This is a genomic window from Leclercia sp. Colony189, assembly GCF_009740165.1.
Classification (GTDB): Bacteria; Pseudomonadota; Gammaproteobacteria; order Enterobacterales; family Enterobacteriaceae; genus Enterobacter.
In genome coordinates, this window is sequence record NZ_CP046557.1 from 2147140 (window position 1) to 2164832 (window position 17693).

At 55.9% G+C, this 17693-nt stretch carries 18 protein-coding genes; 9 read left to right on the forward strand and 9 right to left on the reverse strand.

Annotation, left to right across the window (positions count from 1 at the left end):
* Positions 1-122: 122 nt before the first annotated feature.
* The 3 genes from GNG29_RS10225 (at position 123) to GNG29_RS10235 (ending at position 2901) form a co-directional block, all read left to right on the forward strand.
* Positions 123-1031 (forward strand): LysR family transcriptional regulator, encoded by a 909-nt coding sequence (locus GNG29_RS10225; RefSeq protein ID WP_156654410.1) that lies wholly within the window; start codon positions 123-125, stop codon positions 1029-1031.
* A gap of 358 nt (positions 1032-1389) precedes the next feature.
* Positions 1390-1953 (forward strand): DNA endonuclease SmrA, encoded by a 564-nt coding sequence (gene smrA, locus GNG29_RS10230; protein WP_103179422.1) that lies wholly within the window; start codon positions 1390-1392, stop codon positions 1951-1953.
* A 3-nt stretch (positions 1954-1956) separates the two neighbouring features.
* On the forward strand, positions 1957-2901 hold the full coding sequence (locus GNG29_RS10235; protein ID WP_156654411.1) for a zinc-dependent alcohol dehydrogenase family protein: 945 nt from the start codon (positions 1957-1959) through the stop codon (positions 2899-2901).
* Positions 2902-2904: 3 nt separating this feature from the next.
* On the opposite strand, the gene GNG29_RS10240 is transcribed toward GNG29_RS10235, so the two are convergent.
* Entirely contained in the window at positions 2905-3942 is a 1038-nt protein-coding gene (locus GNG29_RS10240) for an AI-2E family transporter (RefSeq protein WP_103179424.1), read from the reverse strand.
* 420 nt (positions 3943-4362) lie between these two features.
* Between GNG29_RS10240 and mdtJ the strand changes: the two genes are divergently transcribed.
* From mdtJ to GNG29_RS10255, 3 genes are all read left to right on the forward strand, one after another.
* On the forward strand, positions 4363-4725 hold the full coding sequence (gene mdtJ / locus GNG29_RS10245; RefSeq protein WP_156654412.1) for a multidrug/spermidine efflux SMR transporter subunit MdtJ: 363 nt from the start codon (positions 4363-4365) through the stop codon (positions 4723-4725).
* The gene (gene mdtI, locus GNG29_RS10250; RefSeq protein WP_103179426.1) at positions 4712-5041 is read left to right on the forward strand and encodes a multidrug/spermidine efflux SMR transporter subunit MdtI; all 330 of its coding nucleotides are present in this window, start codon (positions 4712-4714) and stop codon (positions 5039-5041) included. The genes mdtJ and mdtI overlap by 14 nt, the downstream gene beginning before the upstream one ends.
* 86 nt (positions 5042-5127) lie before the next feature.
* Positions 5128-7290 carry an EAL domain-containing protein gene (locus tag GNG29_RS10255; protein WP_103179427.1) on the forward strand — a complete coding sequence of 721 codons (2163 nt, stop codon included), beginning with the start codon at positions 5128-5130 and terminating at the stop codon, positions 7288-7290.
* 1 nt (position 7291) lies between these two features.
* On the opposite strand, the gene GNG29_RS10260 is transcribed toward GNG29_RS10255, so the two are convergent.
* The 7 genes from GNG29_RS10260 to GNG29_RS10290 all read right to left on the reverse strand — a co-directional run bounded on the left by GNG29_RS10260 (position 7292) and on the right by GNG29_RS10290 (position 13232).
* Positions 7292-8113, reverse strand: coding sequence for a serine protease (locus GNG29_RS10260; RefSeq protein WP_156654413.1), 822 nt, complete (start codon positions 8111-8113; stop codon positions 7292-7294).
* A gap of 279 nt (positions 8114-8392) precedes the next feature.
* Positions 8393-8707 carry an acid resistance repetitive basic protein Asr gene (asr, locus tag GNG29_RS10265; protein ID WP_103179429.1) on the reverse strand — a complete coding sequence of 105 codons (315 nt, stop codon included), beginning with the start codon at positions 8705-8707 and terminating at the stop codon, positions 8393-8395.
* Positions 8708-8856: 149 nt separating this feature from the next.
* On the reverse strand, positions 8857-10344 hold the full coding sequence (locus GNG29_RS10270; RefSeq protein ID WP_156654414.1) for a carboxypeptidase M32: 1488 nt from the start codon (positions 10342-10344) through the stop codon (positions 8857-8859).
* Between the two features lie 151 nt (positions 10345-10495).
* On the reverse strand, positions 10496-10828 hold the full coding sequence (locus GNG29_RS10275) for a DUF1493 family protein (protein ID WP_103179431.1): 333 nt from the start codon (positions 10826-10828) through the stop codon (positions 10496-10498).
* Positions 10822-11265: an STM2901 family protein gene (locus GNG29_RS10280; protein ID WP_156654415.1), complete on the reverse strand. Its 444-nt coding sequence runs from the start codon at positions 11263-11265 to the stop codon at positions 10822-10824. Before GNG29_RS10280 ends, GNG29_RS10275 begins: the two co-directional genes overlap by 7 nt.
* Positions 11266-11271: 6 nt before the next feature.
* Positions 11272-11757 carry an Hcp family type VI secretion system effector gene (locus tag GNG29_RS10285; protein ID WP_156654416.1) on the reverse strand — a complete coding sequence of 162 codons (486 nt, stop codon included), beginning with the start codon at positions 11755-11757 and terminating at the stop codon, positions 11272-11274.
* A 221-nt stretch (positions 11758-11978) separates the two neighbouring features.
* Positions 11979-13232, reverse strand: a complete 1254-nt coding sequence (locus GNG29_RS10290; RefSeq protein ID WP_156654417.1) for an MFS transporter — start codon at positions 13230-13232, stop codon at positions 11979-11981.
* Between the two features lie 122 nt (positions 13233-13354).
* Here GNG29_RS10290 and GNG29_RS10295 point away from each other — a divergent pair, with 122 nt between their 5' ends.
* From GNG29_RS10295 to bioD, 3 genes are all read left to right on the forward strand, one after another.
* Positions 13355-14254: a LysR family transcriptional regulator gene (locus GNG29_RS10295; RefSeq protein WP_103179435.1), complete on the forward strand. Its 900-nt coding sequence runs from the start codon at positions 13355-13357 to the stop codon at positions 14252-14254.
* Between the two features lie 127 nt (positions 14255-14381).
* Positions 14382-15602, forward strand: coding sequence for a sugar metabolism global transcriptional regulator Mlc (mlc, locus tag GNG29_RS10300; RefSeq protein ID WP_103179436.1), 1221 nt, complete (start codon positions 14382-14384; stop codon positions 15600-15602).
* A 125-nt stretch (positions 15603-15727) separates the two neighbouring features.
* Entirely contained in the window at positions 15728-16423 is a 696-nt protein-coding gene (bioD, locus tag GNG29_RS10305) for a dethiobiotin synthase (RefSeq protein WP_103179437.1), read from the forward strand.
* Here bioD and clcB read toward each other — a convergent pair.
* The gene (clcB, locus tag GNG29_RS10310; RefSeq protein ID WP_156654418.1) at positions 16358-17668 is read right to left on the reverse strand and encodes a voltage-gated ClC-type chloride channel ClcB; all 1311 of its coding nucleotides are present in this window, start codon (positions 17666-17668) and stop codon (positions 16358-16360) included. The genes bioD and clcB overlap by 66 nt on opposite strands.
* Positions 17669-17693: the final 25 nt, after the last annotated feature.

The following is a 17693-nucleotide window of genomic DNA, read 5'->3' on the forward strand; positions in this document are numbered from 1 at the left end:
TTACTTATCACTAACCGTTTTTTCACAGATTTAACCGTTCGTGGCTTACCCTCGCACAATCAATTCCATTACAGTAGATGACAGTTTCTTTTCTCTGATAAACAACGGTTATCGGTGTCGACATGACATTTCAGGTAAAATTTCACCAGCTGCGGGCGTTCGTGGAAGTGGCAAAACAGGGAAGCATTCGGGGAGCCAGCCGGGTACTGAACCTGTCGCAACCGGCGCTGACCAAATCGATTAAAGAGCTGGAGGAGGGCATCGCGGCGCAGCTGTTCATCCGCCGCAGTAAAGGGGTGACTCTCACCGAGTGCGGAGAGAGTTTTTATCAGCATGCCAGCCTGATCCTCGAAGAGTTACGCAGCGCCCAGGATGATATTCGTCAGCGACAAGGCCAGCAGGCGGGGCAAATTAATATTGGCATGGGCGCCAGTATTGCTCGTTTGTTAATGCCCGCGGTTATCAAACGCTTCCATCAGCAGCATCCGCAGGTGAAGGTGCGGATTATGGAAGGGCAATTAGTGTCGATGATTAATGAATTACGCCAGGGCGAACTCGATTTCACCATAAATACCTATTATCAGGGCCCTTATGATCATGAGTTCACGTTTGAAAAATTGTTTGAGAAACCGTTTGCGATATTTTGTCGTGAAGGTCATCCGGCGACTGGCGCTAAATCAATTAATGAGTTACTGAAATACAACTGGACAATGCCAACGCCGCGCGGCAGTTATTATAAGCAGCTGGAAGAGATGTTTTCTCATCGCCAACAAATCCCGCATATTGGCGTGGTATGCGAAACGTTTTCATCAAGTATTAGCCTGGTGGCCCACAGTGATTTTCTCAGCATTTTGCCGCAGGAGTTGGGCTGCGACCCGCTGCTGGCACAGCGTCTGGTCATGATCCCGGTAAAAGAACCTTTACCAAAAGCCACCTATTACCTGATTCAAAGAAGAGATTCCCGACAGACGCCGTTGACCGATTCATTAATCACACAATTCAGGCGCCATGCCCGGCAGGTTATTTCTTAACCACATTCACCTTAAAAAAATGGAGCCTGTCGACATCCAACAGACCCCACAGTACACACAGCATTGCTCCACATGCGACTCTGCTTATTGTTTCCATAGTGCAGATACCTTTGTATATATCATTTTTTTGACAATAATACAGATAAGAAAGCGCCTGGTTTTTAAAAGTTTTACCTAAGTCATAAAGTTTATCATTAATAAAAATAAACTTAAGTGCGCTTTAATTATTAATTAAAATAACTGTATTTATTATTATTTTCTTACTGGTTGTTTTTTGGCCGTGCAGACAGGGTAACGCCGCATTGAGCCAGGGTGAGGGGGCAGGTATAGTAGCCTGTCAGCTAAGCAGGAGGATGCCATGAACCCAGAAGATAAATCGCTTTTTCTTGATGCGATGGAGGATGTCCAGCCCCTCAAGCGCTGTACCGAGGTCCACTGGCAGCCAACGCGCGCCTCGCGTACCCGCCAGCCCGTGGATATCACCCAGCTCGATAACTTTCTGACCACCGGCTTTCTGGATGTCATCCCCCTTGCGGAGCAGTTGGCTTTCCAGCGTGAAGGGGTACAACAGGGGGTTATCGACAAGCTGCGCTCGGGCAAATATCCGCGTCAGGCGAGCCTTACTTTGCTGCGTCAGCCCGTTGAGCAGTGCCGCCAGCAGCTGTATACCTTTATTCGTCAGGCGGAGCGTGACGGCCTGCGTAACCTGATTATCATTCATGGTAAAGGGCGCGACGACAATTCTCACGCCAACATCGTGCGCAGCTATCTGGCGCGCTGGTTGACCGAGTTTGAGGCGGTGCAGGCCTTTTGCGTCGCCCAGCCGCACCACGGCGGCAGTGGCGCCTGTTACGTCGCGCTGCGTAAATCAGGTGAGGCGAAGCAGGAAAACTTTGAGCGTCACGCCAAGCGCAGCCGTTAGAGTATGGAAAACACCGTATTATGCTACCGCCAGTTTGGTGAGCCTGAGTCTGTTCTGCGGCGGGAAACGGCGATAAAAGCGCCGCTGAAATCGGGAGATATTCGGGTGCAGATGCTGATGGCGCCGATCAACGCTTCGGATCTTATCCCCATTACGGGCGCTTACCGCCATCGCATTACCCTGCCTGCCGTCGCCGGATACGAAGGCGTAGGGCGAGTGATTGCCGCGCCGGACAGCGCGGCGGCGCTTATCGGCACGCGGGTTCTGCCCCTGCGTGGGGAAGGCACCTGGCAGCAGTATGTGGATTGCCCGGCGACGCTTGCGATCCCGGTTCCGGATACCATTCCTGACTCGCTGGCGGCGCGGGCGTTCATCAATCCACTGGCGGCCTGGCTGATGCTCAGCCTCTATCCCCCACAGGGGAAACGGGTGCTGTTGACTGCCGCCGGTTCGGACTGCGCCATTTTGCTGGGGCAGTGGGCGCTGCGGCAGGACGCAACCGAGGTTTACGGCATTCACCGCTCGCCGGTACATGCCGACCGGCTGCGGGCGATGGGGATTATCCCCGTTGCCCAGCAAGACATTGACAGCGTGCGTGCTCTCGCTGCGGCCAGCGATATCGTCTATGACGCCACCGGCGGCGAGCTGGCGCTGGCGATCCTGGGGGCGATGGACAAAAGCGCCGTCTTTGTCTGCTACGGTTTGCTCTCCGGTCAGCCCTTTGCATTACAGCGTCACTTTCCGGCGGTGCACTGGTTTCATATCCGCAACTATCTGGATGCGCTCACACCTGAGGCGTGGCAGGCGGCATTTTGCGATATCTGGTCATGGCTTGCCGCCAGCCACTACAGTGACACGACGCTGTTGCCCTTTACCGACTGGCAATCAGCGCTTGCCCATTACCGCCAGGCGGGACGAACCCGCAAGCCGCTGCTGGAGATTGGCTAACCGTCACGTTTCCCGGCTCATATCGCTGAGCAGCAGGGCAATGCTTTTGCCGCCCTGGGTCTGCTCCAGCGCAATCTTCGCAATAATGGTCAGGGGCACCGACAGCAGCATGCCAACCGGACCCAACAGCCAGCCCCAGAAGATCAGCGACAAAAAGACCACCAGGGTGGAGAGACCCAGCCCGCGGCCCATCACGCGGGGCTCGAGGATATTGCCGAAGATCAGGTTCACCAGCAGATAACCTGCCAGCAGCACCAGCGCAGCGTAAAAGCCGCTGAAGACCAGCACCTGGGCAATCGGGGGAACGGCGGCCAGCACCGAACCGATGTTGGGGATATAGTTCAGCGCAAAGGCCAGCAGCGCCCAGACGAAGGCAAACCGTACCTCCAGCACCGCCAGCATCCCCCACACCACCAGCCCGGTCACCAGACTAATGGCGGTCTTCAGCACCAGATAGTGCGACACGCTGTCAAGGGCGCGCTGGATGGCAGCCATGCCTTCCACCGGGCGGGTCATCAGAGGCTGGAGTTTCGCCGGCAGCTGCGGCACCTCCAGCAGCATAAAGACCACGGTCAGCAGTAAAAGAAAAATGGAGGTCATGGCGCTGGAGAGCTGGGCCAGCAGGGCGGTCACCAGCGTCATGGCGGCATTGGGGTCAATATATTTCAGCAGCTCTTCCATCGACACCTCAATTCCGGCCCGCTGCAGCCAGGGCTCAAGATGCAGCAGCGGAACGGCCAGCGAGGTGCGATAGTGCGGCAGGGTGCGGGCCAGTTCATTCAGCGAGGTGCCGAGATAAGCCACCAGCAAAGCCATCAGCACCACGATAAGCACAATCGGCAGGGTGATAGCCAGCACGCGTGGCAGACGAAGCCGCACCAGTCTTCGCACAACAGGCTGAAGCACCACGGCGATAAACAGCGCCAGGATAAAGGGCACGATAATATCTGCCGCGAAACGGATCCCGGTAAGTACAATCACCAGCATGCCAAGCATAATGACTATTTTTAATCCGTTGAGGGTAATAATGGGTTTCGCCATGCTGGCTCCTGATAATGTCCTTTATATTTATTCTAGCGGCGCAGCACGCTTAATAAATTAACCAAACGCAAACGATGAGGGTAAAGAAATGAAAATGCTTTGAGTAAAATCCTGGCTTATGGTAGAAATCAGCTGTGTTTAACTACTGGAGACAATTTTCATCTGCACTGACGAGAAGCAACACCGCAGATAATTGTAATTTTATGGACAATCTGTTCAGCACCGCTTTATCAAAAATCACTCCCGCTCTGTTCTCCTCTTTTTGCCTTACGTCTGGCGAGCAACACTGGCGCAACGCGCTGTAGACCCTCTCTCTGCCTGAGCTGGCGCATTGCGTCCGGCTAATCTGTTACGTTTTTTTTATCCGGCTGCCGTTACTGGCTAGCCGCGAAGGATTATATTCTCAAGCAGGAGAAAAACATGTTTTACTGGATCCTCTTAGGTCTTGCTATCGTTGCTGAAATAACCGGCACCCTCTCCATGAAATGGGCCAGCGTCACCGGCAGTCACAGCGGCTATATTTTAATGCTGTCGATGATTGCGCTGTCCTATATTTTCCTCAGTTTTGCGGTTAAAAAAATCGCACTGGGCGTGGCCTACGCGTTATGGGAAGGTATTGGTATTTTGTTAATTACGCTGTTCAGCGTGCTGCTGTTTGATGAGTCGCTTTCCCTGATGAAAATGGCCGGGCTGACGACGCTGGTGGCAGGCATCATATTAATTAAATCCGGCACCCGAAAACCGGCAAAATCGCGTGCGGAGGTGACCCATGCAGCAGTTTGAGTGGATCCATGCCGCCTGGTTAGCCCTGGCTATCGCGCTCGAAATTATTGCCAACGTTCTGCTGAAATTCTCAGACGGTTTTCGCCGCAAAACCTACGGCCTGCTGTCGATTGCCGCGGTACTGGGCGCCTTCAGCGCCCTGTCACAGGCGGTAAAGGGGATTGATCTGTCGGTCGCCTATGCCCTGTGGGGCGGGTTTGGTATTGCGGCAACGCTTGCCGCAGGCTGGATCCTGTTTGGGCAGCGGTTGAATCAAAAAGGGTGGATTGGCCTGGTGCTGCTCCTCGCCGGAATGATCATGATAAAACTGGCCTGATAACGTCGCTGCCTGTCATTACGGGCAGCGAAATTTATCTCCTGTATTACGCTTAGACGGAGGGCATAAAAAAGGACGGTGACTGAATGCGTAACCCTTTAAGCTGGCATAAAATTCCTTCTGCCAGGACCTTGTTTGCCATGATCTTCATGGCAGGGGTCGGCTTAATTTTCTCTGTGGTCGCCTTGCTCTACCTCTCCCTCAACCTTATCAGCAGTAAAGCCAACGAAATCGACGAGCAGCGCACCGCGCTCTCGGTAGAGGGCGCTATTCAGACATCGGTGAACCGGGTCTGGTCGCTGGTGATTGATAACGCGGTCTGGGACGATGCCGTGCGGGAGGCCTATCGCCCGGCGCTCGACATCGACTGGCTCTACAACACCTGGGGCGCAGGCTACAAGGTGAATAACCTCTATGACGGCACCTTTGTACTCGACGAACGGTTTCGGGTGCTGTGGGGATCGTTCAAAGGCCAGCCTTTTGCCGAAAAAAACCTCGACTTCTTTGGCGACGGTTTGAAATCGCTGATCCTGATGCATACCAACGCCCTGCGCTCGGATAAAAACATCTACGCCGGGATCACCCGTACCCGGGCGGGGATTGCTTTTGTTGGCGTTGGCCTGATACGCCCGACGATTGGCAGCCTGCGGGTGGGGGACAATACCCGTCGTTTTCTGGTGATTACCCGCCATATCAACCCGCAAATCCTGCGCGATCTCGGAAATACGTTTCAGATCGACAACCTGACCTTTACGCCAGAGCGGGTGAGCGACGTCAGTGTGCCGCTAAAAAGCTCCTCCGGCGAAGTGCTGGGCTATCTCTCGTGGCAGCCGCGCCTGCCGGGGGCCGCAGCGGCGAAAGCGGCCTCCCTCGACATCACGCAGATCGTCTTGCTCACCGCGACGCTGATTTTGCTGTTTATCCTCTTCAGCTGCGTGGGGCTGTATAAACTGGCGCGGGGGGAGACGCTGGCACGGTCGGTGGCGCGTACCGACTGGCTGAGTCATCTACCCAATCGCCGGGCGCTGATTGAAGAGCTGGAGCGGGTGAGCCAGCGCGGCGATACCGATCGCAAAAGCGTGGTGTTTATCGATCTCGACGGCTTTAAGGACGTCAATGATATCTACGGCCATGAGGTGGGCGATGCGCTGATCGTCATCATCGCGGGCGCGCTGCGTGACAATGTGCCCAAAGACGGCATGCTGGCCCGGATGGGCGGCGATGAGTTTGCCATGACCATCGGGGGCGACAACGCCGAAGCGCTGGCCTCGGCGTTTGCCGGCTTTGTGCTTGATTATCTCCACTCGCCCATCATTGTTGGTGAGCGTTCCATCCACATTGGCGCCAGTATCGGCATCGCCAGCGGCACGCTGGTGGAGTGCACCAGCACCGAGCTGTTCCGTCGCGCCGATATTGCTATGTACCACTCGAAAATTACCGGCAAGGGGCGGGTGACGCACTATGATGCCGAGCTGAACAACGTTCGCGAGCGTCGGCTGGCGATTGAGGGGCAGATCCGTCATGGTCTGGAACACAATGAGTTTGACGTCTGGTATCAGCCGATCATTGATGCCCGCAGCCAGAAAATGGTCGGCGTGGAAGCGCTGGTGCGCTGGCCGCGGCGTCCCCAGGGGCCGCTGGCGCCGGATGAGTTTATTACCGTCGCCGAAACCAGCGGTCTGATTTACGGCCTGGGGCAGTTTGTCCTCAGCCGGGCCTGTCAGGATCTGGAGCCATACACGGATTTAAAACTCTCGGTCAACATCTCCCCGGCGCAGTTTCGTGATCCCGAATTTGAAGCCAAAGTGGAAGGCGCGCTGGCCCTCAGCCACTTTCCCCCTACGCGCCTGCAGCTGGAAGTAACCGAAACCTACGTGCTGGAAAATCCCGAGCGGGCACGCTCAGCCATCAATAATCTTAAGGCGCAGGGTATCGCGGTGGCACTGGACGATTTCGGTACCGGCTACTCCAGTATCGGCTATCTGCGCCGCTTTAACTTCAATACCATCAAGATAGATAAATCCCTGGCCGGGCTGGTGGATCATGACGAACAGGCCTCGGCGCTGGTGAGCGGTACGGTGCGCATTGCCACCGCGCTGGGGATGACGGTGGTCGCAGAAGGGGTGGAGAACGAAAAACAGATGAAGCTGCTGCGTCTGGCGGGCTGCGATCAGCTGCAGGGTTACTGGTACAGTCAGCCGATGCCGATAGAGGCGATTATGGCGCTACGGCAGCAGCGCCAGTGTTAAGTCACTGCTGTGCCAGCTCTGCCAGCTTGTCGCGAAAACCGGTGATCGACAGGGCGCGGTTATCGGCCCGCCAGCGATCTTTTGCCGCCGGGGCCGAACTCTGAACGCCAATAAGCTGCCAGCCTGCGGCGGTATTCAGCATCAGCGGCGAACCGCTGTCGCCGGGCAGGGTATCACACTGATGGGACAGCACGCTGTTTTGCGCCCAGCCGGTGACGATACAGTGCTGATGGGTGTACAGCACATCCAGATGATCTTCCGGGTATCCCGCCTGGCTCACCTTGCGATCGGCCTCTTTCAGGGCGGCGGTCAGCTCCGCTTTATCCCCGGCAAACAGCGGTAGCGGGGTGATCCCCGACGGCGGGTTGCGCAACACCACCAGACCAAAATCCCACGAGGCGGCAGAGGGCGGCACAATCCAGCCATCGCCATCGGCTTTCAGCCGTCTGCCTAATGAGGCATCGACGCGGCCTTCAATGCCGTGGATCTCATAACGCCAGCTCCCCTTTTGCGAGATGAAGCGCAGGGCAACGGCCCTATCCGGTTTACCTTTCGGCGGCACCAGCAGACAGTGTCCGGCGGTCAGCGCCAGTCGAGGGGTGATGAGGGTGGCGGTACAGAGGTTTCCGCTGGCCGTCTCCAGCTGGCCAATAGCCTCCCACGGCGCGCGGGACGGATCGGCGACACGCGTGCGATCGTCATGACCAAAAAAGAGCGTTTGAATCTCTTTGGCGTTCGCGGCCTCGTTGTCGCCATCGTCCGCATGACTTAATCCAGAAAAGAGAAAAAATGTTCCCAGCACAATCGCAACAGATTTACGCATATCACACTCTAAAGGGATTAATTATGATTATTAAATATGAACCCTGGTAATTAACTATAGACGGGACAGCGCGAAAGTGGGAGTAAAATCAGCGTACTACAGTCAGGAAATATAAAACACACCCGCGACAAGTGCGCATAAAATAAGCGTGACAAGAATTACCTCAAACCGATAGCGCTGCAACATAACGCCCTCCGGATAAAAAAACGGCGCTGCCACCTTGCCGGTACAGCGCCGATGACCAACGTGCCCGTCGCGGACACGTTAAGCTAAGCGGGCTTATGCAGCCGGTTTTGCGGTTGGAGCAGCAGCTTCGTGTTTCACTGCTTTTTTATGGTGTTTTTTTGCTGCCTGCGCTTTCTGGGCTACAGGTGCGGCCTCTTCTTTTTTCACAGCTTTTTTATGGTGCTTTTTAGCCGCCTGCGCTTTCTGTACTGCGACTTTTTTGTGTTTTTTATGCTGCACGGTTTTCGCAGCCGGTGCCGCGGTAGAGGTGGCAGCCGGAGCCGCGGTGTTGGCAACAGCGTCAGCGGCGAATGCAGCAGAAGAGAGACCCATAGCAGCGGCAACAACCAGAGCTAATACTTTTTTCATCATCTTACCCTCGAATTGGTTTTTTCATTTAACCCCACTGCGGGGCCGTTGAAAGAACTATATCCCTGAAATTTCGGGGCTTCCGTGAGTGTTTGGTATCGGCGTGTAACGGTATGTACAACGCCGGGTCGATGACCCGGCGAGGAAGGTTACAGATAGCGGGAGGTAAGATGTTCGCGGAAATAACGGACGTTGAGATCTTCCCCGGTCGCCTGCTCAATCAGCTGGGCGGTGGTGAAACGGCTGCCGTGCTGCCAGATGTTCTGGCGCAGCCAGTCGAACAGGGCGCTGAAATCCCCGGCGGCGATGGATGCGTCCAGTCCCGGTAGCGCGGTTTTGGCCGCACTGAACAACTGAGCGGCGTACATAGCGCCTAAGGTGTATGACGGGAAGTAGCCAAAGCCACCGTCGGTCCAGTGGATATCCTGCATACAGCCGTTGCGGTAATTATCTTTTGTTGATAAGCCCAGCCAGGCCTGCATTTTTTCATCCCACAGCGCCGGAATGTCCTCCACCTCGATTTCACCGTTAATCAGCGCCCGCTCAATTTCATAGCGCAGCACGACGTGTGCCGGATAGCTCACTTCATCGGCATCCACGCGGATATAGCCAGGCTTCACCCGCTGGTTCCAGGCGACAAAATTCTCAGGCGTAAAGGCCGCCTGGGTGCCGAAACGTTCATGGACGGCCGGGAGCAGGTGGTTGAGGAATGCCTTGCTGCGTCCGAGCTGCATTTCAAAGAACAGGCTCTGGGATTCGTGGATAGCGGTAGAACGCGCCAGGGCGATAGGCTGACCGAGCCAGTTGCGCGGCAGGTTCTGTTCATAGCGCGCATGGCCGGTTTCGTGGATCACGCCAAACAGGGCGCTTAACAGTTCGTCTTCGTTGTAGCGGGTGGTGATGCGCACATCTTCCGGCACGCCGCCACAGAATGGGTGAGCGCTGACATCCAGACGGCCCGCATTAAAGTCGAATCCAAGGCTCTTCATCGCCTCCAGCCCCAGCTCACGCTGAATGGCGGTGGGGAATGGGCCCTGCGGCGGCACGAAGGCATGGTGCGCCTGCTTCTCGACCACCTGCGCCAGCAGATCCGGCAGCCAGGTTTTGAGATCGCCAAACAGCTCATCCAGCCGGGCGCTGGTCATATCCGGCTCGAAGATATCCAACAGCGCGTCGTAAGGGGTGCAGCCTTTGGCTTCGGCACGCAGACGGGCCTCTTCCCGGCTCAGTTTCACCACCTCTTTCAGGTTGACGGCAAAACCCTGCCAGTCGTTCGCCGGACGCTGGGTGCGCCAGGCATGCTCGCATTTGCTGCCCGCCAGCGATTTTGCTTCAACCAGCGATTCCGGCAGCAGCGCAGTCTGCTGATAGTGGCGTTTCATCTCCCGCAGGTTGGCCTGTTCAACGTCGTTAAGATCTTCGCTTTCGGCTTTACGCAGCCAGTCGGCCACGTTTTTATCCGTCAGGATTTGATGTTGCAGGACGCTCAGCTCCGCCAGGGCTTCACCTCGTGCGGCGCTGCCGCCGGGAGGCATCATGGTTAACATGTCCCAGCTGGCGATGGCGGAGAGATGGGAGAAGCGGGAGAGACGCTGGAAGGTGCGGGTGAGTTGCTGATAAGAATCGTTTTTCTGCATAGTTGTTGTTCTCGTTCAGTAGGAAGTATTCAGGGGAGTGTAACGCGATTCATGCGCTTGTCATGCATTCAACTTATGCACGTCAAAGAAGGGGGGCAGGCAATAGCGGAGAGCGAATATGACAAAGGAGAATAAATAGCCCTTTAGCTTGTCAGTCATATAACCATCTGCCTGCCTTTGCAGACTCAGAAAGCATACGAAGTGTTAACGGTTCGGGTTCATCGTCGTCCTTTCCACTAGTGAATAAAGAGTAAAGGATAAATGTCTCCTCAGGCCAGTATCGGTAAAAGTCGAAGTTTGCAGGGTCCACATCAAAACGTTGAAAATATTCCCTCATGATGTCTGCCCCTGTTTCACTCGCCCAAACGTAATCACCTGTGGAGAGGCTGGTATCAAGCGTTACGGGCCATGACTTCCTGGTGAACAAGGCGGGCTTGTTGAACTTTTCACAGTACCAAGTAATCACATCTTCATTTGTCACCATAACTTGTCGTTTCCTCTGGCTATGGTGTTGTATTTCATTGTCGCCTTATAAGCTATGGCTGAGGTATCGGCAGCAATAACAAAAATCCCAAGGACTGGAATCCATCTTCCTACAAATGCCCCGAGATTAGTAACATAGGCAAACTTCATTCTTCTGATACTTGAGTTAGTCAGGGTGGGTAAGCGTCTGGTTTCAATATTTAGCCAATGACGTAACTGTGAACTGAGTAGTGATGTTCCTGGGGTTGTCCCTCCAGGTTTGCCTCTTGTCACTATTTCAGGCTGACCAGGCAAAATTAGCCCAACTGTTAAAAGATCGCTTGTTCCGAACTGTTCAGCCGCTTCATCAAGGAAAATCCAAAAGAGCAACTCTCCGGCAGAAAGGTTGGAGTATCCCTTATAAAAATACGTCCCGTTAAGTTCTTCAACACTATCCATGCATAGTTACCCGGTTAAACGTTCTGCCCATGCGTCGGAATACTGAATATTTCCGTCTTTGAACGTCCACGTGATTTTAGCGTAGCGTAAATGTACCTGCTCAAGGTGACCTGCATTTATCACAGTTTTTGTGTCATGCATCATTGGTGTGACTGATACAATCTTTACCCCTTCCAGGAACATGTTGTAATACTCAACTTCCTGGCCTGCATCATTGATGCGATACCATTTAAATTCGGCACTCTGAAGAGTTTGCCCGGTGGCTACAGCTTTCATGAGATAAGGGGATGAACTATCAAACTCCTTTTCGAACATCAGGGCACCGTGTACGCGTGTCCCTGTAAGTTTTCCCGTATTGCTATCGGTCGGGATATACAGATTATGGCTGAATGATGTGATTTCTATAGATTGCTCACGGTGCCTTACATCTACAGACCCTTTGATGAGAGCGCCGCCATCGTCTTTTAGCCAAAGATAAGCCGGTATTGCCATAATTGATTTTCCTTATCATGTGTATGGGTAATCCATTGGGAGCCTAACTTATAAGCAATGATGAGTAAATGAACAACATGCTTTAAGTTATTGTTTATTAATGCTTGATATAGAATTTAGAATGATTAAAAACGAAAAACCCCGAACTTGTTTCGCACCAGGACGGGGTTGCCGCTAACGGCAAGATTAGATTTGCTCCTGGTATTAACCAGATTGTGATCTTATTTCAAACGGCAATGAAGACGCCTGCCCACCATCAGCGCCCCACACAACATCAGCGCAATAAACCCGCCCACGCCGTTCCAGCCATACTGGTGCCAGAACACGCCGCCGAGCGTCCCGGCGATGCTGGAGCCCAGATAGTAGCTGAACAGATACAGCGACGAGGCCTGGCCCTTGGCACGACGGGCGCGCGGGCCGATCCAGCTGCTGGCAACCGAGTGAGCGGCGAAGAAACCGGCGGAGAAGAGCAACATCCCGGCGAAAATCACCCACAGGTTAGCGAGCAACGTCAGCAGAACCCCGGCCAGCATCACGCCGGTGGAAACGATCATTACCGGCCCACGCCCGAAGCGGGTGGTCATCGCCCCGGCTTTCGGTGAACTCCATGTGCCGGTCAGGTAGGCCACCGAAAGCAGGCCCACCAGCGCCTGGCTCAGATGCCACGGCGAGAGCATCAGCCGGTAGCCGATGTAGTTAAAGAGGGTGACAAACGAACCCATCAGCAGAAAACCGGTGAGAAACAGCAGGGGCAAACCCCGATCGCGCCAGTGCAGGCGGAAGTTAATCAGCAGCGTTTTGGGCCGCAGTGCGGTGGGGCGAAAATGGCGCGACTCCGGCAGAATTTTCCAGAACATCAGCGCGGAGGCCAGGGCAAAGCAGCCGATCGCCGCCAGCGCTACCCGCCAGCTGAAGAAATCGGTAAAGACCCCGCTCAGCAACCGCCCGCTCATGCCGCCGATGGAGTTACCGCTGATGTAGAGCCCCATCGAGAAGGCGACAAAGCTGGGGTGGATCTCCTCGCTGAGGTAGGTCATACCCACCGCGGCCACGCCGCTGAGCGAAAGCCCGATCAGCGCGCGCATGATTAAAATCCCGTGCCAGCTGGTCATCATCGTCGACAACAAGGTACAGACCGACGCCAGCAGCAGTGCGGTGACCATCACCGGCTTACGTCCGATAGCGTCCGAAAGCGGGCCGGTAAAGAGCAGGCCGACCGCCAGCATCCCGGTCGAGATTGAGAGGGAAATACTGCTGCTGGCCGGGGAGACGCCAAACTCCTGGGATAGCACCGGCAGGATCGGCTGCACGCAGTAGAGCAGGGCAAAGGTGGCTAGCCCCGCGGAGAAAAGTGCCAGCGTGACGCGCATAAACTGCGGGGTGCCGCGTTTGATAAACCGAACCGGTTGCGCGTTGTTGGGGAGGAGATCGATATCATTGTTCGGGGCGATATCAGCCGTTGTAGTCCGACTCACGTAAGTTCCTTGCTTCAACATCCCCGTGATTTCTGGTGACGGGTATGACCACAAGGATCAGGGTAGGAAATTGTAAATATTCTGTCTAATATATTAATAATCTCAAATGATACATTTAAAATATGAATATCGAACTGCGTCATCTGCGCTATTTTGTCGCCGTCGCGGAGGAGCTCCATTTTGGGCGCGCGGCGGCGCGGCTCAATATCTCCCAACCGCCCCTCAGCCAGCAAATCCAGGTTCTTGAGCAGCAGGTAGGCGCTCGCCTGCTGGCGCGCACCAACCGCAGCGTCGGGCTGACCCCCGCAGGGCGACAATTTCTGGCGGACAGCCGCCAGATCCTGAGCATGGTGGAGGAAGCGGCAGCCCGGGCAGAACGCCTTCACCATGGCGAAACCGGCGAGCTACGCATCGGGTTTACCTCCTCCGCGCCCTTTATTAGCGCCATCTCACATACCCTTTCGTCGTTTCGCCGCCTGTCGCCGGATGTGCATATCCAGACCCGGGAGATCAACACCCGGGAGCAGATTGTTCCCCTCAGCGAAGGCTCGCTCGATCTTGGCCTGATGCGCAATACCCGTCTGCCGGAGACGCTGGCCTGGCAGCGGGTGCTGCGGGAGCCGCTGCTGGCGATGGTCCACCGCGGTCACCCTCTGGCGGCAAGAGCTGAAATCTCGGTGACGGAGCTGGCGCAGGAGCCGTTTGTCTTTTTTGACCCGCACGTTGGCACCGGTCTGTACGACGACATTCTGGGATTACTGCGGCGCTATGGGGTAAACCCGATGATTACCCAGGAGGTGGGCGAGGCGATGACCATTATCGGACTGGTGGCGGCGGGGTTGGGGGTCTCGATCCTGCCTGCCTCGTTCAGGCGGCTTCAGCTCCATGAGATGCGCTGGGTGGCGCTCGCCGAACCGGACGCGGTTTCAGAGATGTGGCTGGTATGGTCAAAACACCATGAACTCAGCGCGGCGGCACAGCGGTTCAAAGATCTGCTGATCGCTGCCTCGTCAGGGCGCTGACCGGCAAAAAATGCGGGTAAAAATGTGCTGTAAATCACAAGGCTAAGTAAAAATTTGACGATTACTGTAGAAGTGCTTCACCATAGCCCACAGTTTATTTCGAAGCGCGAAAATAAGGGAGTACGTGGTGGTTGCTGATAGTCAGCCAGGGCATATTGATCAGATTAAGCAGACCAATGCAGGTGCAGTATATCGCCTGATTGATCAGCTTGGGCCGGTCTCGCGCATCGATCTTTCTCGTCTTGCGCAACTGGCACCCGCCAGTATCACCAAGATTGTGCGTGAGATGCTCGAAGCTCACCTGGTACAGGAAACAGAAATTCAGGAGCCGGGCAGTCGTGGCCGTCCGGCCGTTGGGCTGGTGGTGGAAACCGAAGCCTGGCACTACCTCTCATTGCGCATCAGCCGCGGTGAAATTTACCTTGCGCTGCGCGATCTCAGCAGCAAGCTGGTGGTGGAAGACCGGCTGCCGCTTGAACTGCACGCTGCCGAGCCGCTGGAGGTGCGGATCACCGCCCTGATCGATCAGTTCTTCATTCATCATCAGCAGAAGCTGGAGCGCCTCACCGCCATTGCCATCACCATGCCCGGTATCATTGATACGGAAAATGGGATTGTCCACCGGATGCCATTTTACGACGACGTCAAAGAGATGCCGCTGGGCGAGGTGCTGAAAAATCACACCGGCGTGCCGGTCTATATTCAGCATGATATCAGCGCCTGGACGATGGCCGAGGCACTGTTCGGTGCCTCTCGCGGCGCGCGCGACGTGATTCAGGTGGTGATCGACCACAACGTGGGAGCCGGGGTGATCACCGATGGGCGCCTGCTGCATGCGGGCAGCAGCAGCCTGGTGGAGATTGGTCACACCCAGGTCGATCCTTATGGCAAGCGCTGTTATTGCGGTAACCACGGCTGTCTGGAGACTATCGCCAGCGTTGACAGCGTGCTGGAGCTGGCCCAGCTCCGGCTCGGCCAGTCGATGAGCTCGGCGCTCCACGGCCAGCCTCTGACGGTGGAGTCGCTCTGCGCCGCCGCGCAGCAGGGCGATCTGCTGGCAAAAGATATCATCACTGGCGTCGGCACTAACGTCGGGCGGATTATTGCAATTATGGTTAACCTCTTTAACCCGCAGAAAATCCTGATTGGCTCGCCCCTGAGCCAGGCGTCGGATGTGCTCTTCCCGGCAATCGCCGACTCCATTCGCCAGCAGTCCTTGCCGGCCTACAGCCAACACATCGTGGTGGAAAGTACTCAGTTCACCAATCAGGGGACGATGGCCGGTGCGGCGCTGGTGAAGGATGCGATGTATAACGGTTCACTATTGATTCGTCTGTTGCAGGGTTAACTGTTTTTTACAGTCTTACCAAAAATTGCGCTATCTCAAACCGGGCGGATAGCGCATACCTTAGACTTCCTCCACTGAATTATTTCCTTCATTTATATTTTCAGAGCATAACGGTGGAGTCAGTGATGCTTAAGCGTTTCTTTGTAACGGGTACTGATACCTCTGTCGGCAAGACGGTGGTGTCCCGCGCCTTGCTGCAAGCCATGATGGCCAGCGGAAAGCGTGTTGCAGGGTACAAGCCGGTAGCCAAAGGGAGTAAAGAGACGCCAGAGGGATTGCGCAATAAAGATGCGCTGGTGCTACAAAGTGTCTCCTCTTTAGAACTGCCTTATCATGCCATTAACCCCATTGCGCTTAGCGAAGATGAGAGCAGCGTGGCGCACAGTGGGCTGGTGAATTACACCCTGTTATCGAACGGGCTTGCCAGCCTGGGCGAGCAAGTGGATCACGTGGTCGTTGAAGGGACCGGCGGATGGCGCAGCCTGATGAACGATCTGCGTCCGCTGTCCGAATGGGTGGTACAAGAGCAATTACCGGTGCTGTTGGTGGTCGGCATTCAGGAGGGCTGTATCAACCACGCCCTGCTGACCGCACAAGCCATCGCCAATGATGGCCTGCCGCTGGTGGGGTGGGTGGCGAACCGCATCAATCCGGGCCTGGCGCACTACGCCGAAATTATCGATGTGTTAAGCAAAAAGCTGCCGGCGCCACTGGTGGGTGAACTGCCGTACCTGCCGCGCGCCGAGCAACGCGACTTAGCGCACTATATCGACCTCTCTGCCTTCGGCGGGGTGATGGCCGTAGATCGAGTCGTGGCGTAACGTTCGCGATAAAACCGACGCCACCACACAGGCGATCAGCAAACCGGGCAGCAGAACATACTGCCCGGTCATTTCACAAACCATCAGCGCCGACATGATTGGCGCGTGCGTCGTGGCGGCGAGCAGCGTCGCCATTCCTGCCAGCCCCAGTAAAATCGCGGTTTCATCGCCGGGCAACCACAGCATAAACAACTGGGCAAACAGCATACCGGTCGCCATGCCGACAAACAGCGTTGGGGTGAAAACCCCACCTGGTGCGCCAGAGCCGCTGCTGGCAAGCACTGCCAGCAACTTGCAGATAAATATCCCCACAATGACCGACAGCAGCGGCGGCGCCAGCAGGAATCCCTGTACCACGCTGTAGCCATTTCCCCAGACCTTAGGGGTCAGCAGCGACAGCAGGCCGACGATGAGACCACCCAGCGCAAGCTGCCAGGGCGGAGAGAGCTTAAGGCGGAGAAACAGGGAATGGCTGAAGGCCATGAGCCACATTAGCGCCGGACCGCAGATGCCGGCCAGCAGGCCCATTCCCACGATCAGTGAGTAATCCATTCCGGTGAGGGTGTCGCTGAGGTGTACCTCATAGAGCGTATTCGCGCCGGGGCTGAGCAGGCGTGTAGTGAGCAGGGCGACCACGGCGGCAATCACCACCGGGCCGAGCGAGGCCAGCATCAGAGTGCCAAACAGGATCTCAGCAATAAACAGGCTTCCGGCTAACGGGGCATGGTAGGCGCTGGCCATCCCGGCGGCGGCACCGCAGGCAATCCACAGTTTCCATTCCGTTTTGGGGGTAAAGCGCTGGGCAAAAAAGGAGGCGGCGAGGGCGGCCAGCAGGATCATTGCCCCTTCCCGGCCAATGGCGCTGCCGCTGGCGACGACCAGCAGCGACGCCAGGGATTTGACCAGGCTGGCGGCGTAGTCAAACTGTCCGTCACCCGTTTCCAGCGCCTCCATATAGTCGGTGGGCGCATGGGGCCGCTGCGCGGTCTTTTTTTGCCATCCCCACAGCAGCAGCCCGGCAGCCAGCCCGCCGAGGGCAGGGGTCAGTGCGCGTCGCCAGGGCGACAGGGCGCTGGCGGCATTCACCAGACTGCCGCTTTCGTTACTCAGAAACAGCCACTCCAGTAAATAGAGAGCATGGCGGAACAGGGCTACGGCCAGGGCCGCCAGCACGCCAATCACGCTGGCGATCAGCAACCGGCGAAACATCGCGCGGATGTCAGGGTAAGCATGGAGTCGATGCATGGGTTACGCGTAAATGAGGAAGATA